Genomic DNA, 17,631 nt, shown 5'->3' with positions numbered 1-17,631 from the left:
AACGGCTTTATTCGGGAGAACAGATAACCAAACTGATGAGAATTTTAAAGGCAATGCCGGTCGCCTCATCTTCACCCCTTTTTAATACCGTTTGGCTTTGCCTAGGTAAAAAAAGAGCATTGCAAAATCCGTTTTTTATGTGCTTAATCATCAGTTGCTTAAGGCTTAAAGAGCTTAAACCAAATTTAATGAAAAATATTTTAAAAGGACAAATAAGTCCTAATATTTTTTCATTAATATTTTCACTTTGGTAGGGTGGGAAAACAGTACAGAAATCAGCAATACCTGCAAAAAGTAGGAAAGAAGCTAGTAGAGATTAGGGAAAGGCTCAACATTACCCAAGAAAAGCTCCAGGAACTGACCGGTTTTGATACCCGGCAGATTGGGCGCATCGAAAGGGCCGAAACCAATTCTTCCATCAGCAACATCAAGAAAATTGCCGATGCGCTGAAAGTTAAGATGAGCGAACTGCTAGATGTATAGCAACTCAAATAAAAAAGGCCGACATGATTGCATGCCGGCCTTTTTGTTGCTTAGAACCGCTTAGAAGTTCGGTTTCAACACATATTTGTCGTAGAACCTGAAAATGTGTTCTGCCGCATCTTCGGCCGTATCAACCAGCCTAAACAGGTTCAGGTCTTCGGCGTGGATGTTATGTTCTTTCTCGAGCATGTGGGTTTTGATCCAGTCTACCAAGCCGCCCCAATAGGCCTTGCCTACCAGCACAATCGGGAAACGTGCAATCTTGCCGGTTTGGATCAAGGTAATGGCTTCGAAGAGCTCATCCATGGTGCCCATGCCGCCTGGCAGTACCACAAAACCCTGCGAATATTTCATAAACATTACTTTCCTCACAAAGAAATAATCGAATTCGAGCAGTTTGTTATGGTCGATATACTTGTTGTGGAACTGCTCAAAGGGCAGATCGATGTTTAAGCCCACCGACTTGCCACCGTTCATATGGGCGCCCTTGTTGCCCGCTTCCATAATGCCTGGTCCGCCGCCGGTAATCACGCCATAGCCACGCTCGGTAAGCAAACGGCCACACTCTACCGCAATTTGGTAGTAGGGGTTGGTTTCGGCGGTACGTGCCGAGCCGAAAATACTTACGCAAGGGCCAATTTTGGCCAATTTCTCAAAGCCGTCAACAAATTCGGCCATGATTTTAAAAATCTGCCAGCTGTCGGTTACTTTTATTTCCTGCCAATCCTTATTGGCAAAAGCACTTCTTATCTTTTCTTCACTTGTCATTCTATATTCCGTATAATTTAAAACTTGGTTTGTTGATCTGTTTTCCTGCTGATCAGTAATAAGCTTACAAAGGTAATCAATCCGTTCACCAAAATCAGTTCTACGCTAAAAACGTAGCCTCCAAGAAGTTTGGCCGAATATTTATCCAAGAAAAAGCAGGCGATTGGCGCCAATATACAAACAAGTGGTACCAATTTGTCGTGTAATCCCCGGTTTTTAACAAAAAGGCCAAACGAGTAAAGGCCTAGAAGCGGACCATAGGTGTAAGATGCTATCTTAAAAATCAAACTCACAACAGAAGAACTGTTGAGGGCATTGATCACCAATATCACCAAAAACATGAGGATGGAAAAAGCAATGTGAACCATATGCCTTTTACGCACGGTATTTCCCTTGTCTAGGTTTTCTTTTTTGTTCATCCCTAAAAAATCAACGCAAAAAGAGGTAGTCAGTGCAGTTAAAGCACTGTCGGTGGTGGCAAATGTGGCGGCGGTTAGGCCCAGCATAAACACGATTGCCGGCAGGGTGGCCAAATGGTTCAGTGCTATTTCCGGAAAAAGCAGGTCGGTTCTTGGTTGTTGGGTAACGTGGTCGAGCGGGATGCCGATTCCGTTTTTCGTGGCAAAAATATAGAGCAAGGCGCCTACGCTTAAAAAGAAGATGTTTAAAACCACAAATATTCCGGTAAAGGTGAACATGTTCTTTTTAGCTTCGCCAATGGTTTTCATGCTCAGGTTTTTTTGCATCAGGTCTTGATCTAGCCCTGTCATGGCAATGGTCACGAAAATACCGCCGATAAACTGCTTGCTGAGGTAAAATTTATTCGTTAAAAAATCGTCGAGGAAGAAAATTTTTGAATAGCTGCTGTTTTTGATGGTCTCGAAGGCTTGCGGGATATCGAGGTTTAGGCTGCTGCATACGAAGTAAATGGTCAGGAATACAGACAATACCAAAAAGAACGTCTGTAAAGTATCCGTAATGATGATCGTCTTTAAGCCGCCTTTAAAGGTGTATGACCAAATTAATCCCAACGAAATCAACACGGTTGCCCAGAAAGGAATGCCATAGCTGTCGAAGATGAAGCGCTGCAGTACGATAACCACCAGGTACAAACGGGTTGCCGAGCCCAAAGTACGGCTGAGCAAAAAGATGGAGGCTGCGGTTTTATAACTGAAATAGCCCAATCTATGTTCAATGTAGCTATAAATTGAGGTTAAATTCATTCGGTAATAAAGAGGCAGGAGTACGGTAGCAATGATGACAAAGCCAACCGCGTTGCCCAGCACGAACTGAAAATACTGAAACTGGTTTCCACCTGGGGCGCCTACTTCGCCAGGCACCGAAATAAAGGTCACCCCAGAAAGGGCAGTGCCGATCATGCCAAAGGCTACCAGGTACCATTTCGAATTCCGGTTGGCAATAAAAAAAGAAGCATTGTCTGAGTTGTTTCTGGAAGTAAAATAGGCTACGCCGATCAGCAAGGCAAAATAACCCAATAAGAAAGATAAAAGTATCGCGGGACTCATAATTTATATTTAGCTTCTAAATGTAAGTATTTACAGGTTTAAATCAAGAAAGCGTTGGTAAATTATTGGCTCATTTGCCGATTGGTTTACTGGCTGATTGGTCTGGTTAGTTCATTTCTTAATTTGACGAGAGCTTGTTCATGTACAAGCCGCCAGTTAGCCACTATTGACTGCCGAATAACTTTTAATTAAATTTGTAAATGAATTTTTCTTCCCAACTGCTCGAAGATGCGGTAAACGAATTTGCAAAACTGCCAGGTGTAGGGCAAAAAACAGCTTTGCGTTTGGTGCTGCATCTGCTCAACAAAGAACAGGAAGAAGTATCGCATTTTGGCCGTACGCTAATTCGGCTAAAGGAAGAAATCAAACATTGTCAGGTTTGCCATAACATTTCAGACCATAACACCTGCAGCATTTGCAGTGCGCCGAAAAGAGACAGAGAGACCATTTGTGTGGTTGAAGATACCCGCGACGTGATGGCCATCGAAAACACCAATCAATATTTTGGGGTTTACCATGTGCTGGGCGGACTGATTTCGCCAATGGATGGAATTGGGCCTTCCGACCTGAATATCGACAGCCTGGTGCAACGTGTCGCTACAACGCCGGTTAAAGAAGTAATTTTGGCCCTGAGTGCCAACATGGAAGGCGATACCACTTTGTTTTATCTGCATAAAAGACTGAAGGATTTTCAAATTCCGATCACCACCATTGCCCGGGGCATTGCTTTTGGTGGCGAATTGGAGTATGCCGACGAAATTACGCTTGGCCGCTCTATCCTTACCCGCGTGCCTTATGAAAATTCACTGATCAAGTAGCCGAAGATGAAAAAAATAGCTGGCATTCTCTTTCTGTTTTTAAGTTCATTTTCCGCTTTCGCACAGATCAAAATCCATTCTCATAATGACTATTTGCAAGCAGCTCCTTTTTTTAAAGCTTACCAGCAAGAAGTTTATGAAATAGAAGCAGATATTTTTCTGGTTGGCGATTCATTGGTCGTAGCTCATAGCAAGAAGGAAATAAACCCTGCCAAAACACTTGATAAACTTTATTTAATGCCAATAGCGGCAATGTTCAAGGAAAATCATGGTTATGCCAATTCTTCTAAAAATTACACCTTCTGTTTAATGATCGATGTAAAGGAAAACTGGCAAGCAGTTTATCCTGTTTTAAAAAGAACCATAGAGCAATATGGTGCTATTTTCAATCGCAGTAAGAACAAGCATGCGGTTCAGATTGTAATCAGTGGTTCTAGACCAGCCGATTCTACTTTCCATACTTATCCCAATTGGCTGTTTTTTGATGGATTGCCAAATGTGAACTATGCAAAAGAAGACCTGAAAAGGGTAACGATGATCAGCGATAATTTTGCAAACTATTCGAAATGGAGCGGAGCGGGTGTTCTGCCTGATGCAGATAAAGCCAAACTACAGGCAACCATCCGCCAAGGTGATCAACTGAACAAACCGGTGCGTTTTTGGGGTGCCCCTGATACCGAAGCGAGCTGGTATCAATTACAAAAACTAGGAGCAACAATCATTAATACGGATAAAATAGAAGCCTGTAGGGCATATTTCAAAGAAACTAAATGAATTACAAAGATAAAACCATCATCATTACCGGCGCCTCATCGGGCATAGGCAAGGCATTAGCCGAAGAATTAGCCAAAAGAGGAGCAAATTTGGTATTGGGTGCCCGCCAGTATGTAACGCTTTGCGAAATCACTTCCGAATTGGAAAAGCAATATGGTATCAAGGCTTTGGCTGTACAGACCGATGTAAGCAAAGAAGAAGACTGTGCGCAGTTGATTAATCAAGCTGTGCTCACTTTTGGGCAGATCGATGTGCTGATCAACAATGCTGGCCTTTCGATGCGCGCCTTGTTTAAAGACCTCGACTTGTCGGTACTCAAAAACCTGATGGACGTTAACTTTTGGGGAACCGTTTATTGCACGAAATATGCTTTGCCCGAAATCCTGAAAACAAAAGGTGTGATTGTAGGCGTGTCTTCAATTGCAGGCTACAGGGGCTTGCCCGGCCGAACAGGCTATTCTTCGTCCAAATTTGCCATGAACGGTTTTATGGAATCGTTGCGCACCGAATTGCTCAAAACTGGCGTACACGTGATGGTGGCCTGTCCGGGCTTTACCACTTCAAATATTAGGGTGGCCGCCTTGTCTAAGGATGGCCAGGCGCATGGCGAAACCAGTATGGAAGAAGGCAAGATGATGACAGCCGAACAAGTGGCAAGCCGTATTAGTGATGGCATTGAACAGCGCAAGCGTACGCTGATCATGACCCGCCAAGGTAAGCTCGCCGTATGGATGAACAAGCTTTTTCCGGCATTTACCGACAAAAAAGTGTTTCAGTTGTTTGCCAAAGAGAAAAACCCCTTGATCAAGTAGGAAATCTTCACCTCAAATCCAACAAGTCAGCAATAGCGTAATTATAAACGATCAAACAATCAATAAACCATGTACTCGTGTGTTTAAAAATAGAAAATCAGCTATATAATGAAGCTTAAAATTATGTTTCTCGCTTTTTTGGTACAGGCTTTCAGTGTTTCGGCACAAGTTAGGATAGAAAAGGATATTCATTATGCAGGTACTGCAGCCCCCAGCCATTCTCTTAACATTTATTTTCAAAAAGACAGTACAAAGCAACGCGACGTAATTGTCTTCATCCATGGGGGCTCCTGGAGCAGTGGCAAAAAAGAAACCTATTGGTGGCTGGGCCGAAATTTTGCCAAAAAAGGGGTGGTTACAGCGGTTATCAACTATCCTTTGGCCCCGGCTGCTACCTACAAAGAAATGGCACAGGCTAGTGCGCAGGCTGTAAAGTGGGTAAAAGACCACATCGCGGCCTACGGCGGAAACCCAGATCGGCTATTTTTGATGGGCCATTCGGCCGGCGGGCACCTGTGCGAACTGATCAATGCCGATTCTCGGTATTTTGAAGATCTCGGCATTAAAAACCCGATCAAAGGCGTTGTGCTTGATGATCCATTTGGCCTCGATATGGAAGAATACCTTGCCAATGCCGAAAAAGACCATTATTACGAAGATTTTATCAGGACTTTTAGTACAGACAGCAAAGTATGGCAGGCGGGTTCGCCCTTGTTCTATGTAAAGAACAGCAACAATCCGCACCTGATCTTGTACGGCACGAAAACCTATGAGGCCATCAAAATCCAATCCGAAAGAATGAATAAATTGTTGCTTGCCCAACATGTGCCGGCTACCTTAAAAGTAATCGAAGGCAAAAAGCATGTAGGCATGATTAGCCAAATGATTTTCGGAAGCAATCAGCTGTACAAATTTATTTTAGACTTTTTTAAAGAAGTGAAATAGGTTTAGCTACTCGCTCAGTATTTCTACCAATTTGATAGAGCCGTTATCATTTAAAATGAATTTGCCGCTTAGTTTTTTGGCGTTCGATTGCAAAGCCTGTTCAAACTCGCCGCACAAATTGCCACAATCTATATTTACCTTGTTCAGGATGTTGTAACCTGTATTCGAATTGCCGTTTACGCATTTTACATTCCCCAGCTTCAGGTCAAGGTCAAAAGAATCGTCAGATTTGGCTTTTGTTTTCGAAAGTACCTGTCTTAGCTGAAAAGTATGTTGGTAGCCATCGCCTTTTGGCGATTTTACCTCGGCATCGGTAACCAAAAGGTCGTAAATGAAACCTTCTTCATAGTCAAAGCCAACAATAGTCTCATTTAAAGGCCTCCATTTGTCGCCTCCAATTTCATCGCCTTGCTGTACTGAAAATACCAATGTAGGGTATGGGGCAATGGTTGTTTGCTTAAATTGGTTGATGCGAAATTGGATCGGTTGCTCTTTTTTTTCGCAGGAAGCGAATAGCGCAGCAAAACAGGCTAAAAGAATAAAGAGGCTTTGGAGCTTAGTAGGTTTCATTTAGTTAGTTGTGTTAACCAAAAATAAGCGAATTTTTGATCAAAGCAACTAAGTGCTTAGTGAATTTTTAAATTTATTCAGTAAATAATTTATTTATTCTATGCAAGATTAGTTTTATGTGGATGTCACCATTTCTATATCGCTTAGTTTCGAAAGATCTATGGTGGTAAGACCGGTGTTGTCGTGGTAAAAAGCAGGTGCAAATCTGGCATTGTAAATAATGTTTTCGTCTAGATAGGAGGCGCGGCTATGTACGGTCTGCGAAAAAGTATCGTCAAAAGCCTGGAGCAATACGATGAATTCTACTTCGGCATCGATCAGTTCTTCTTTCGTTTTGCCCAAAAGCGGACTGTGTTCGTTGATTGGGTGGACTATTGTCCAGCTGAGGCTCAAAAGCCCAATTTTGCTTCTTTCGAGTTCGAGGGGCAGAAACCTGCGCACTTTTTGGCCGTCAACGATCTCATTATAAGTGAAAACCAGATTTACCGACATTTCAATCAGCTGACTATTGCGAAAATTGGCCAGTCTGAACATCAGGGCCGTTGCGTTTTTGTAAGGCGCAACTACCATGTTTTTGCTGTACAATATTTTCGCATTTGGCTTCGAAAAGCGTCCGTAGAGCAAGCCCGTGGCCAAAGCAAAAGCCAATAAGCCCAGCATCGACTCGAAGGCGGCAATGCAACTGGTTATAAATCCGCTCGGACTGATATGGCCATAGCCTACGGTAGAAATAGTTTGCGCAGAAAAGAAAAAGGCATCAAAAAAATGATCGCGGGCAGTAATCCCATCAGTGCCTTTCAGGTTTTCGATGCCCACGCCAACATACACAAAGGCAAACAAAATATTGACAATGAGCCAGGCGATGACAATGATGGTCAGGAATTTGCCCCACGACATGGAAATGAGCCAGTTGTAGGTGTCGGAACTGCGAAAAAAGGGGAGGCCTATGCGTTTGATGTTCGAGCTGCCGTTGGCATTCATCATGCGTTGGTCTTTGCCCATGGGCCTGTTGCCAAAGCCCAGATCATCTTCATGGTGTAATTTTCGTTTGATAAAAGACATAATTCCTAATAATTTTAAAGAAAGATTTTGCAAATAATAAAAACTATTCCATCTTTGCTACAGAATGATTCAAGTAAGCGTAAATAAAAATTTGTGGTGGCATAACGCAATAGCGTGATGTGACCTTTTTTTGTACGTTTATTTTTTTAAAAATATATAGAAGGTTGCTCATAAGGCAGCCTTTTTTGTTTGATACCCATGAAGAAAATACTTAATCACTTATTTGAAAACAAGACCTTTAGCCGTGAAGAAGCTAGAAAAATACTCACTTCCATTGCTTTGGGCGAGTTCAACAGCTCGCAGATCGCCGCTTTTATTACGGCTTACTGTATGCGTAACATTACCGTAGAAGAACTGCAGGGTTTTAGGGATTCGATGCTCGATTTGTGCCTGAAGATAGACTTCTCGAACTTTGAACTGGTAGACCTTTGCGGTACTGGGGGTGATGGAAAAGACACCTTTAACATTTCTACACTGGCTTCGTTTGTGGTAGCTGGCGCTGGGCACCAGGTGGCCAAACATGGCAATTATGGGGTGTCTTCTGGCTGTGGTTCTTCTAACGTCATGGAATATTTGGGCTACAGCTTTACCAACGATGAAGCTAGCCTGAAAAGGAGCTTAGACAGGGCAGGCATCTGCTTTTTGCATGCGCCATTGTTTAATCCGGCCATGAAAACCGTGGCCCCGATACGCAAGGAACTGGGCGTGAAAACGTTTTTTAACATGTTGGGACCCATGGTTAATCCGGTCCAGCCCCAAAATCAGATTGTTGGTGTTTTTAGCCTCGAACTGGCCCGTTTGTATGCCTACCTGTACCAACAAACCGATAAGAACTATACCATTATCCATGCGGTTGATGGCTTTGACGAGGTTTCGATGACCTGCGATTTCAAGACATTCAGCAAAAAGGGCGAGGTATTGACCCAAATCAGCGATTTAGGCTTTGAAGAGATTGGCGAGCAGGAAATCAAGGGTGGGGATACGGTAGAATCGTCGGCCAGGATTTTTATGGATATTTTAAATGGCAAAGGTACCGATGCGCAAACCAACGTGGTGCTGTGCAATGCGGCCCTGGCTATCCAAACCATAAAACAAGGCAGTTCTTTTGCCGATTGCTATTATGAAGCAGAAGAATCATTGTTGGCCAAAAAAGCCTTGCATAGTTTTAAACAGTTGCTCAATTAAGCCATGGAATCGAAACTTAAGATATGTGGCCTGCGTGAAGCCGCCAATATTGCGGCGGTGGCCGAATTGCAACCCGATTATATGGGATTTATTTTTTATCCTCAATCGCCACGTTGCATTAGCGAGGTCTCGGCCGAATTGATTAAATATGTGCCGTCAAGCATTAAAACCACAGGTGTTTTTGTAAATGAAGAATTGAAAAAGGTTGTTGCGGATGTAATCAGGTATAATTTAAAAGCCGTTCAGCTGCATGGGCACGAAGATGTGGCTTATTGCCATGCGCTAGCCGCAACAGGTGCAACAATCATCAAGGCCTTTGGCATTGGCGAGGATTTTGATTTCGAACAGCTCAAAGCGTATGAACCAGTGGTCGATTATTTCCTTTTCGATACACAAACTCCAGTTCATGGGGGCTCGGGAAAGGTGTTCGACTGGACTTTGCTGGCCAAATATACTTTAGACAAACGCTATTTTTTAAGTGGTGGCATTGGGCTGCAACAGGTTGAAACCTTGAAACAGTTGAACGATCCGCGCTTGTATGCCATCGACGTAAACAGCAAGTTTGAACTGGCGCCGGGCTTGAAAGACGTTGCCCAACTGAAAGAATTTATAACATTAATGCGTAACTAACGTTCCCACTTTGTTTTAGCGGGAGGAGAAAAAATATGATGAACTATTTTGTAGACGAAAGAGGCTATTACGGCGATTTTGGTGGAGCTTACATCCCCGAAATGCTTTATCCCAATGTGGAAGAGCTGAGACAGGAATACCTCAAGATTTTAAACGAAGAAAGTTTTCAGCAAGAATTTAGGGCCTTGCTCAAAGACTATGTAGGTCGGCCATCACCTTTGTACTTGGCCAATCGCCTTTCGCAAAAGTATGGCGCCAATATCTTTCTTAAACGCGAGGACTTGAACCATACCGGTGCGCATAAAATCAACAATACCATCGGGCAGATTTTACTGGCCGAGCGTTTGGGCAAAAAACGGATCATTGCCGAAACCGGGGCCGGACAACATGGCGTAGCTACTGCAACGGTGTGTGCCTTACGTGGCTTGGAATGTGTGGTTTACATGGGCGAGGTGGATATCCAACGCCAGGCACCCAATGTTGCCCGTATGAAAATGCTGGGCGCTAAGGTTGTTCCGGCTACCTCGGGCAGCAAAACGTTAAAAGATGCCACCAATGAAGCCATGCGCGATTGGATCAACAACCCGGTTGATACACATTATATCATCGGCTCGGTGGTTGGTCCGCATCCCTATCCCGATATGGTAGCCACTTTCCAATCGGTTATTTCTGAAGAAACCAAAAAGCAATTATTAGAGCAGACCGGCAGCGACTTGCCAGCTTATGTGTTGGCCTGTGTAGGTGGCGGCAGCAATGCCATGGGTATGTTTTACCACTTCATTAACGATGAAAGCGTAAAACTGATTGCCGTAGAGGCTGCGGGCAAAGGGGTTGATAGTGGATTTTCTGCTGCAACAACTTACCTGGGCAAAGAAGGCGTATTGCATGGCAGCCGGAGCATTTTGATGCAAACACTCGATGGACAAGTGGTAGAGCCACATTCGGTTTCTGCCGGATTGGATTATCCCGGCATTGGCCCTCAGCATGCACATTTGTTTAAAACTGGTCGCGGGCAATATGTTTCCATTACCGACGATGAATCGTTGCAGGCAGGCTTGTTGCTTACCCAATTGGAAGGTATTATTCCGGCCATAGAAAGTGCCCATGCCTTGGCTTATTTAGAAAAGATGCAGTTTAAGGGAGGCGAAAACGTAGTGGTTTGCCTTTCGGGCCGTGGCGACAAGGATATGGAAACTTATATGAAATATTTTAACCTTTAAAGAAGATTTTAGACCTGAGGTAAGAGAAGTTAGCCAAATGTTCTCTCATATCTCACATCTCATATCTCACATCTCAACAAATGAATCGCTTACAACAACTTTTCCAGCATAAAAAGAAAGACATTCTTTCGATTTATTATACCGCGGGCTACCCGGCTTTAGACAGCACTTTGAAAATTGCACAGGCATTGCAGGAAGCCGGTGCCGATTTTTTAGAGATAGGTTTTCCTTATTCGGATCCTGTAGCCGATGGTCCGGTAATTCAGGCCAGCAGCAAACAAGCCTTGGATCAGGGCATGACCTTGCACTTGCTTTTTGAGCAGTTGAAAGACCTGCGCAAAACCGTTACCATCCCTATTCTATTGATGGGTTATGTTAATCCGGTATTGCAATTTGGTGTGGCCAATTTTTGCAAGGCCTGCGCCGAAGTAGGGGTTGATGGCTGTATCATTCCTGATTTGCCGATGTATGAATATGAAGAACTGTACAAAGACGAATTTGAGAAAAACGGACTGAGCAATATCTTTTTGGTAACGCCACAAACTTCTGAAGAACGCATCCGCAAGATTGATGGCTTGAGCAATGCCTTTATCTACCTGCTGTCTTCATCGGCCACCACCGGTAAAAACCTCGATGTCTCAACCAGTGCAACCACTTATTTTTCGCGTATTAAAGCCATGGAGCTTAAAAATCCATTGATGATCGGTTTTGGTATTTCCGATAGAAAAACCTTCGATTCGGCCAATGAATATGCCAGCGGAGCTATTATCGGCAGTGCCTTTGTCAAATGCTTGGCCAAAGGTGATGTACAAATGCAGGTTAAAGATTTTATGAAGGAGTTTAGGCCTTAAATCCAATTTGCCCACTGGAATGGCGCCTGTAAGTGGGGTGGTTTATGTGATGGCGGCGTGTTTCACCTGCCGTTGGGTTTAGCTTGAGGCTTGTTGGTGAGGAATACCAACAAGTGCGAACATCAAAGAATTATGCCATCGTTGGTGTTCTTCACCAACGATTAAATTAACATGAGGTTTATTCGTGGGCATACAACAAGTGCGAAAATGCAACCTGGATTTCAGATCCAAAGTCATTGGGGTGGAAGAACCATCTTCTGATCAATATGTCATTGAGGCCTTGATGCTATGGTTGGTGTTTTTTATCAACGATCACGCAACAAAACTACCTTAGCCCAATAAAGATATCTACTTCGGCATCCAGGGGATTTTGTGCCTTTTCGCCATATACTTCAAAATCGGTTTGAAATGCCCTCGGCAGATCCGAATTCCAAATTTCTGTCCAGGCATTAAATACAGCTCCTTGTTGCAGGTTGCCTTTGGCTACATATTTGGCGTAATTGGCTTCATTTATACTTTTGCCAACGAGTCCGGCAGGAATATGATCAAGATTGCTTACCTGATAACCCAACAAAGTAGTATAGGGACGCGTGTGGTCCATTTCATAATCTGTATAAAGACAATAAATGTCATGGCTGATTTTGTTTGGAATCTGATCGCCAATGCTTTCGCTTAGAAACTGATGCCAAAGGGCTGGGATATCTTGTGCTGATTTGCCGTTTTCATTGGTCGTTCTTAAGCTAATGCCTATCACGTAAAAGGGTTTGATTGTTTGAGTGCTCATGGGAATTTGATTTTGTTGAGCTCAAAAATAAAACCGCCGAATGACAACCCTATGTCAGGGCTGCTTCGAAATTTTGTCTGCAAATTTCAACATATTCTTCCAAGGTCAGCTGATGCGGCTCAAAGGTTTCTGAAAGCACCTCCAAGTTAGACATTCTGTCCATGCGAAAAGCACGATAATCTTTTCTTAACCTGCACCAGGCAATCAGCAACCAATTTTCTTGGGTACTGTTGTAGATGGCAAATGGTTCTACTACTCTTTGTGTAGTTTGTTTTCCTTCAACTGTGCAGTAATTGAGCTGGATGGGCTTAAAATTGGTCAATGCCAGCTGGATGCACGACAAGTAATTGCTAGTATGGTTGCTTTCGTCGTGATGGGCGAAAATGGTGCGCTCGGCCAACAGGTTAGCTTTGTCTTTGGTATTATAGCGTAAAACCGATTTGATTTTGTTGATGGCTTCGATGTACTCGCGGACAAATGAAGAATCTTTGTTTTGGCGGATCAGCTGTTCGGCAGTCACCAAAGCGTTGGCTTCGCTTTCGGTAAGCATAATGGGTGGCACGCGATAGCCTTCCATGATAGCGTAGCCTTTGCCCGGATCAGTTAAAATAGGGACGCCCGATTCTTCCAATGCCCTGATATCGCGATAGATGGTACGTATGCTTACCTCGAATTTTTCGGCCAATTCGGTAGCTGTTAGCAGTCTTTTGGTCTGCAATTGCGTTAAAATGGCTGTTAAGCGAGGCAGGCGTTTGGGGTTGCTGGACATGGCTATCGATTTTACGCGAGGCACCGCAAATATAAGCTATTATGGCAAAAAGCAGCATCGCCTTGCGCATAAATGCTCATCGTTTAATGGGTTCTTTGAATGGTGGAGAGCAATTCGTTGGTGGATTTGATCCGTGCCTTGATTTCATCATCATAGTCGTGGGTGCCTTCGTCTATCGCTTTGTACATGAGTTCGTAGGTTTTGATGTTTTCCTCACAATAATGCCTAAGTACCTTGTTGCGTTTGGCGAATAAGGGATGAATGCCTTGCTTGTCCAGTTCGTCTAAGATTTCAATGCCGCGTTTCCAATAATAGATGCCTACGTCTTTGATGTCTGATAGCGATTTTTCCCGGCCTGCAGCTGTTGTATCTATAGGGAAGATATTTAAAGCCAGACTTTCTACCGAATGGAAATCGATCATCAGCTTATCGTAGGCCACCTGATCAAAATCGGGGTCGATTGAGGGATTGTTAGCCTTGGCTAAGACTGGTGGCTGCATCACAATTTGAACTTCGTTAGCCTTTAGCTGGTCGTAAGCTACGCCCGAACAAACCAATACAAGCAGGGTAAGCAAACCGATCGAAAAATATTCAATGGCAGGTTCTTGTGCTCTTTTTAAGCTGGGCACAAAGGCAAAGCCGATCACGAATCCCGAAAGGAGACCGCCGATGTGGGCAGCATTATCGATATTGCCTTTCAAGCCATAAACCAGGTTATAGGCCACAAAAATACCCATACTGATCAGCAAGGCTTTGCGTGCTTTTTGTTCTACCAAACTGGTGCAAAGCAAGGCCAACAACACTCCATACAGACCGAAAATCGCACCCGAGGCACCGGCGCTTATGGTGAGGTTGTGCCAGCTTAAGCTGGTGATGCTGGCCAAAATGCCAGTTAACAGATAAGCCACAAGAAATCTCGATCTGCCCAGCATAGGCTCTAAAAAAATAGAAACATACACCAGCGCAAACATATTGAACAGCAAATGGATAATGCCAATGTGTAGGAAACAGTTGCTGAGCAGCCGCCACCATTGGCCATTTAAAGTTGCCGGACGGAAATTGGCACCCCATTGCAGCAAAATTTCGGCCGAAGGATTAAGGAGGTTGGCGCCGTTGATGGCCATCAGCACAAAAACCCCTACATTGAGCCAAATAAGAATTGGCGTAATGAAAAAGCCTTGCCGAGGCATAAAAAACTTGAAAAAATCGACAAAATCTTCCCTGGCTGTTGATGGTGGCAGTTTCAGAAAATCGTCTTCTTCCGGCGCTAGCTCAGGTCGCAAAGCTTCAAACTTTTGTTGCAGTTCTTCGGCAGTAAATTGCTGTTTAGCGTCGTCGAGCGCCAGGATAAAAGCAACAACATTCTTTTTGTTTTTTCCGAAATCAAAGGTTTCAGAGCCCAGAGAACTGCTGGTTAATGTGGCTGTTCCATTTTGGATCAATAACTTGATTTCGAAATTGCTTTTAAAGAAACCTCTGCTGGTATGGGCAATAAAGCCGGTTTCGCTTATAAACATCAGGTTGAGACCTTGCGTTTTTGCCGCTTCTACGGCCAGGGCTAAAAATTGCTGGGCGTTGAGAGGCGAAAGCTGCAGTTCTTCCGTGTGCTTGGGGGTAAATCCAAATGCCATGAGTTGCGTAATTTAGGAATAGATGATTGGTTTAAGGTTTAACGGCCACAAAAATCTCGACCTGGGCATTGCTCCAGTCTTTGCTTCGCTCGCCATAGCTTTCAAAATCGCAGGTATAGGCGCGGTTAAGGTTGCTTTTCCAAATAGCAGTCCAGGCATCGGTCATGCAATTGGGCATTTGGCCCTGCGCGCGGTATTTACATAGTTGCCATTGGCAATTTGCAAACTGCTTAATCCGGCAGGCACTGGTGTGGTTGCAGGTACTTTGCACCCGATAAAATAGGAAAAGGGCTGGGTGTGGTCGCCTTCATAATCAAAATAAACGGCATAGATCTCGTCGCCTATCTTTTCGGGTAAGCGCCCGGCTATATTTTCGGTTTCGAATTTTTGCCATAAGTGGCCGCAATCAATAGCCGATTGCCCATTTTGGTTAGTGGTTGGGTGCGCAAGCTGCAAACCGATTAAGCGAAAGCCCGTGATGAAATTGTTGGTCATTTGGTTCGAGTTCTGATGCTTTTTAAGTAAATAAAGCCCGCTATTCCTGCCAAAACAGAAGCACAAAGGATAGAAAATTTGGCTTCAACTACAAATAATGGATTTTTAAACGAAAGCAGGGCGATAAAAATAGACATGGTAAATCCAATACCAGCCAACATGCCTACACCAACAATGTGCTTCCAATTAGCGCCTGAAGGCAGTTTGGCCAGTTTCATTTTCACGGCCAGCCAAGAGAAAAAGCTGATGCCTATGGTTTTGCCTACAAACAATCCGGTTATAATACCCAATCCCAAAGGCGAAACCAGGCCATCGATCATTTCCTTTTGAAAGGTGATGTTGGTATTGGCCAAGGCGAAAATAGGCATGATGAGGTAATTGACCGGAATGGTGAGGCTGTGTTCCAGTTTTTCGAGTGGCGATTCGACGGCCGTGTTGTTGGTTGGGATGGTAAATGCCAGCAAAACACCCGCAATAGTGGCATGGATGCCCGAATGATGGACAAAATACCAAAGAAATACGCCCGGTACAAGGTAAAAGAACAGGCGTTTTACCTTGAAATAATTGAGCAACAAAAGGAAAGCAAAAATACCACCGGCAAACAGCAGCTCGGTCCAGTGGATCTGTTCGGTATAAAAAACGGCAATCACCAAAATGGCGCCAAGGTCGTCGGCAATGGCTAAGGCCGCCAAGAATATTTTAAGCGAAGGAGGCACGTTTTTGCCCAGCATGGCAATGATGGCCAAGGCAAAGGCAATATCAGTAGCCATCGGGATGCCCCAGCCCGAAACTGTTTCCGTACTTTGGTTAAAGAGGAAATAAATGAGTGCCGGAACAATCATGCCACCCAAGGCAGCCAGCACCGGCAGCGATGCTTTTTTGACGTTGGAGAGCTCGCCTTCCAAGAGTTCGCGCTTGATTTCCAAGCCAACCAGCAAGAAGAAGATGGCCATCAATCCATCGTTTATCCAAGCCGAAATGCTGTAGCTTATGGATAGGGAGTCGGTTTGGAAACCAAAATCCCTGGCCAAAAAACCAGCGAAACTGATGGCTTGGCTCGAATTGGCAATGCACAAAGAGACGATTACACAAACCAATAAAAGTATGCCACCCACTTTTCCCGATTGAAAGAATTCTTTAAAAATGTTGAGATTGATCTTTTTGGCCATGCCCTAAAAATAAAAAAAAGAAAGCGTTTTTTGGTACATCAGCCATCGGTTTTCGCTACAAGGTTTTAAGCGTGTCGTTTACGTTGTTTATGGCCTTGATGGCTAAGGTCTTACCCAAATTTGATGTTATTGGCCTCATTTTTACTTCTTTTGTGATTAATCAGGCATAAAAAAACCGCTCCAAAAAGAAGCGGTTTTGAAAGGTTGGGTAGTTGTTTATTTAAACAAACTTGCCCTTAGGCTGATTTCGAAAGTACCATTGGCCGAACCTTGCAAGGCCGAAGTTTCGGTGGTGTAAAAGCCCATGATAGCCAGAGAATTTTTGTAATTGATGCCTGCGCCAAACGAAGCACTCTTGGTGGTATGGTACATGCCCATGATGAATATTTTCTCGGCAAAAATGAAGTTGGCTCCGGCATCCACAATGTTTTCGTAGCCTTTTATGCCTCTAAAGGCAACTTTAGGTTCGATTTCGAGCGCATTAACCCCCGCTCCGGTACCGAATTTATAGCTGGCGGCCGCATAAAACTGCGAACGGTCTACATTGTTATTGTCTTCTTGCTTAATCAGGCTCCTGATGTTGGGCAAGACGGCCTCAATGTTCAGCTTGTTGCTGGTGTAGGCTATCCCAAAATCGCCATCAAACAGCGAGCCTTTGTTGTTGAACTGGGCAATAGACATATCGGTAGGATCGCCGTTTACCTCGCTGTAGTCAATACGCTCGTTCATAATGCCCACCGATGCACCAAAATTAAGTTTTTGGTTATTATCGTTCAAGGGCAGGTGATAGGCGTAGGTGGCTACGGCTTTGGTGCGTTGCAGCGAGCCTGCCTTTTCGTTAAATACGTTGAGACCCAAACCTACCTTGTTCATTTTATAATCGGCGGTAATGGATTGCGTACTTGGCGACCCTGGAATGTTGCTCCATTGTTTGCGGTAATTCAGGTTTACGTTTAAACCATCCATTGTTCCCGCAAAAGCCGGATTAGCCTGGTATTGGTTTAAAAAGTATTGTGAGGTTAACGGATTGAGCTGTGCCTGGGCGGTTGTGCTCCCCAGCATGCTCACTGCCGAACTAAGCAATAACAGTCCAATTGCATTGCTCAAAAATTGATATTTTTTAAAATTGATCTTCATTG

At 44.0% G+C, this 17,631-nt stretch carries 20 protein-coding genes; 9 read left to right on the top strand and 11 right to left on the bottom strand.

The annotated features are described in order from the left end of the window. Positions 1-255 precede the first annotated feature (255 nt). Positions 256-483, top strand: a complete 228-nt coding sequence (locus tag AC6H1S_RS11360) for a helix-turn-helix domain-containing protein (protein WP_330106209.1) — start codon at positions 256-258, stop codon at positions 481-483. Positions 484-543: 60 nt separating this feature from the next. On the opposite strand, the gene AC6H1S_RS11355 is transcribed toward AC6H1S_RS11360, so the two are convergent. Beyond that, the gene (locus AC6H1S_RS11355; protein ID WP_199140969.1) at positions 544-1,251 is read right to left on the bottom strand and encodes an LOG family protein; all 708 of its coding nucleotides are present in this window, start codon (positions 1,249-1,251) and stop codon (positions 544-546) included. A 17-nt stretch (positions 1,252-1,268) separates the two neighbouring features. Beyond that, complete coding sequence (locus AC6H1S_RS11350; protein ID WP_497563676.1) at positions 1,269-2,777, bottom strand: sodium:solute symporter; 1,509 nt, start codon at positions 2,775-2,777, stop codon at positions 1,269-1,271. Between the two features lie 200 nt (positions 2,778-2,977). On the opposite strand from AC6H1S_RS11350, the gene recR reads away from it, so the two are divergent. From recR to AC6H1S_RS11330, 4 genes are all read left to right on the top strand, one after another. Next, a complete protein-coding gene (gene recR / locus AC6H1S_RS11345) occupies positions 2,978-3,595 on the top strand; it encodes a recombination mediator RecR (protein ID WP_497563675.1) in 618 nt (205 codons plus the stop codon). Between the two features lie 6 nt (positions 3,596-3,601). Further along, positions 3,602-4,369 carry a phosphatidylinositol-specific phospholipase C/glycerophosphodiester phosphodiesterase family protein gene (locus AC6H1S_RS11340; protein WP_497563674.1) on the top strand — a complete coding sequence of 256 codons (768 nt, stop codon included), beginning with the start codon at positions 3,602-3,604 and terminating at the stop codon, positions 4,367-4,369. Continuing rightward, positions 4,366-5,181: an SDR family oxidoreductase gene (locus tag AC6H1S_RS11335; protein WP_497563673.1), complete on the top strand. Its 816-nt coding sequence runs from the start codon at positions 4,366-4,368 to the stop codon at positions 5,179-5,181. Before AC6H1S_RS11340 ends, AC6H1S_RS11335 begins: the two co-directional genes overlap by 4 nt. A gap of 108 nt (positions 5,182-5,289) precedes the next feature. Further along, positions 5,290-6,126 carry an alpha/beta hydrolase gene (locus AC6H1S_RS11330; protein WP_497563672.1) on the top strand — a complete coding sequence of 279 codons (837 nt, stop codon included), beginning with the start codon at positions 5,290-5,292 and terminating at the stop codon, positions 6,124-6,126. 6 nt (positions 6,127-6,132) lie between these two features. On the opposite strand, the gene AC6H1S_RS11325 is transcribed toward AC6H1S_RS11330, so the two are convergent. Together AC6H1S_RS11325 and AC6H1S_RS11320 are read right to left on the bottom strand one after the other, a co-directional pair. Continuing rightward, a complete protein-coding gene (locus AC6H1S_RS11325; RefSeq protein WP_497563671.1) occupies positions 6,133-6,696 on the bottom strand; it encodes a DUF4377 domain-containing protein in 564 nt (187 codons plus the stop codon). Between the two features lie 114 nt (positions 6,697-6,810). After that, a complete protein-coding gene (locus tag AC6H1S_RS11320) occupies positions 6,811-7,758 on the bottom strand; it encodes an ion channel (protein ID WP_497563669.1) in 948 nt (315 codons plus the stop codon). 198 nt (positions 7,759-7,956) lie between these two features. Here AC6H1S_RS11320 and trpD point away from each other — a divergent pair, with 198 nt between their 5' ends. The 4 genes from trpD (at position 7,957) to trpA (ending at position 11,644) form a co-directional block, all read left to right on the top strand. Then, entirely contained in the window at positions 7,957-8,943 is a 987-nt protein-coding gene (gene trpD, locus AC6H1S_RS11315; protein ID WP_199140977.1) for an anthranilate phosphoribosyltransferase, read from the top strand. Positions 8,944-8,946: 3 nt separating this feature from the next. Continuing rightward, the gene (locus AC6H1S_RS11310; RefSeq protein WP_497563668.1) at positions 8,947-9,573 is read left to right on the top strand and encodes a phosphoribosylanthranilate isomerase; all 627 of its coding nucleotides are present in this window, start codon (positions 8,947-8,949) and stop codon (positions 9,571-9,573) included. 38 nt (positions 9,574-9,611) lie between these two features. After that, positions 9,612-10,793, top strand: a complete 1,182-nt coding sequence (trpB, locus tag AC6H1S_RS11305) for a tryptophan synthase subunit beta (protein WP_199140987.1) — start codon at positions 9,612-9,614, stop codon at positions 10,791-10,793. A gap of 80 nt (positions 10,794-10,873) precedes the next feature. After that, a complete protein-coding gene (gene trpA, locus AC6H1S_RS11300; protein ID WP_199140979.1) occupies positions 10,874-11,644 on the top strand; it encodes a tryptophan synthase subunit alpha in 771 nt (256 codons plus the stop codon). Between the two features lie 325 nt (positions 11,645-11,969). Here the strand turns inward: trpA and AC6H1S_RS11295 are convergent, their stop codons facing one another. The 7 genes from AC6H1S_RS11295 to AC6H1S_RS11265 form a co-directional block, all read right to left on the bottom strand. Further along, a complete protein-coding gene (locus AC6H1S_RS11295; RefSeq protein ID WP_497563667.1) occupies positions 11,970-12,428 on the bottom strand; it encodes a GyrI-like domain-containing protein in 459 nt (152 codons plus the stop codon). Positions 12,429-12,477: 49 nt separating this feature from the next. Further along, positions 12,478-13,197 carry a helix-turn-helix transcriptional regulator gene (locus AC6H1S_RS11290; protein ID WP_199140981.1) on the bottom strand — a complete coding sequence of 240 codons (720 nt, stop codon included), beginning with the start codon at positions 13,195-13,197 and terminating at the stop codon, positions 12,478-12,480. 83 nt (positions 13,198-13,280) lie between these two features. After that, positions 13,281-14,828 (bottom strand): rhomboid family intramembrane serine protease, encoded by a 1,548-nt coding sequence (locus AC6H1S_RS11285; protein WP_497563666.1) that lies wholly within the window; start codon positions 14,826-14,828, stop codon positions 13,281-13,283. Positions 14,829-14,859: 31 nt separating this feature from the next. Beyond that, positions 14,860-14,994 (bottom strand): hypothetical protein, encoded by a 135-nt coding sequence (locus tag AC6H1S_RS11280; protein WP_497563665.1) that lies wholly within the window; start codon positions 14,992-14,994, stop codon positions 14,860-14,862. Further along, the gene (locus tag AC6H1S_RS11275; protein ID WP_497563664.1) at positions 14,991-15,323 is read right to left on the bottom strand and encodes a GyrI-like domain-containing protein; all 333 of its coding nucleotides are present in this window, start codon (positions 15,321-15,323) and stop codon (positions 14,991-14,993) included. The genes AC6H1S_RS11280 and AC6H1S_RS11275 overlap by 4 nt, the downstream gene beginning before the upstream one ends. After that, complete coding sequence (gene nhaA, locus AC6H1S_RS11270; RefSeq protein ID WP_497563663.1) at positions 15,320-16,492, bottom strand: Na+/H+ antiporter NhaA; 1,173 nt, start codon at positions 16,490-16,492, stop codon at positions 15,320-15,322. The genes AC6H1S_RS11275 and nhaA overlap by 4 nt, the downstream gene beginning before the upstream one ends. 216 nt (positions 16,493-16,708) lie before the next feature. Beyond that, positions 16,709-17,629, bottom strand: coding sequence for a PorP/SprF family type IX secretion system membrane protein (locus AC6H1S_RS11265; RefSeq protein ID WP_497563662.1), 921 nt, complete (start codon positions 17,627-17,629; stop codon positions 16,709-16,711). Positions 17,630-17,631: the final 2 nt, after the last annotated feature.

It is taken from the genome of Pedobacter sp. TM02 (assembly GCF_059705275.1).
The sequence above is the reverse complement of the archived record's forward strand: the minus strand, read 5'-3'. Positions and strand labels throughout refer to the sequence as shown.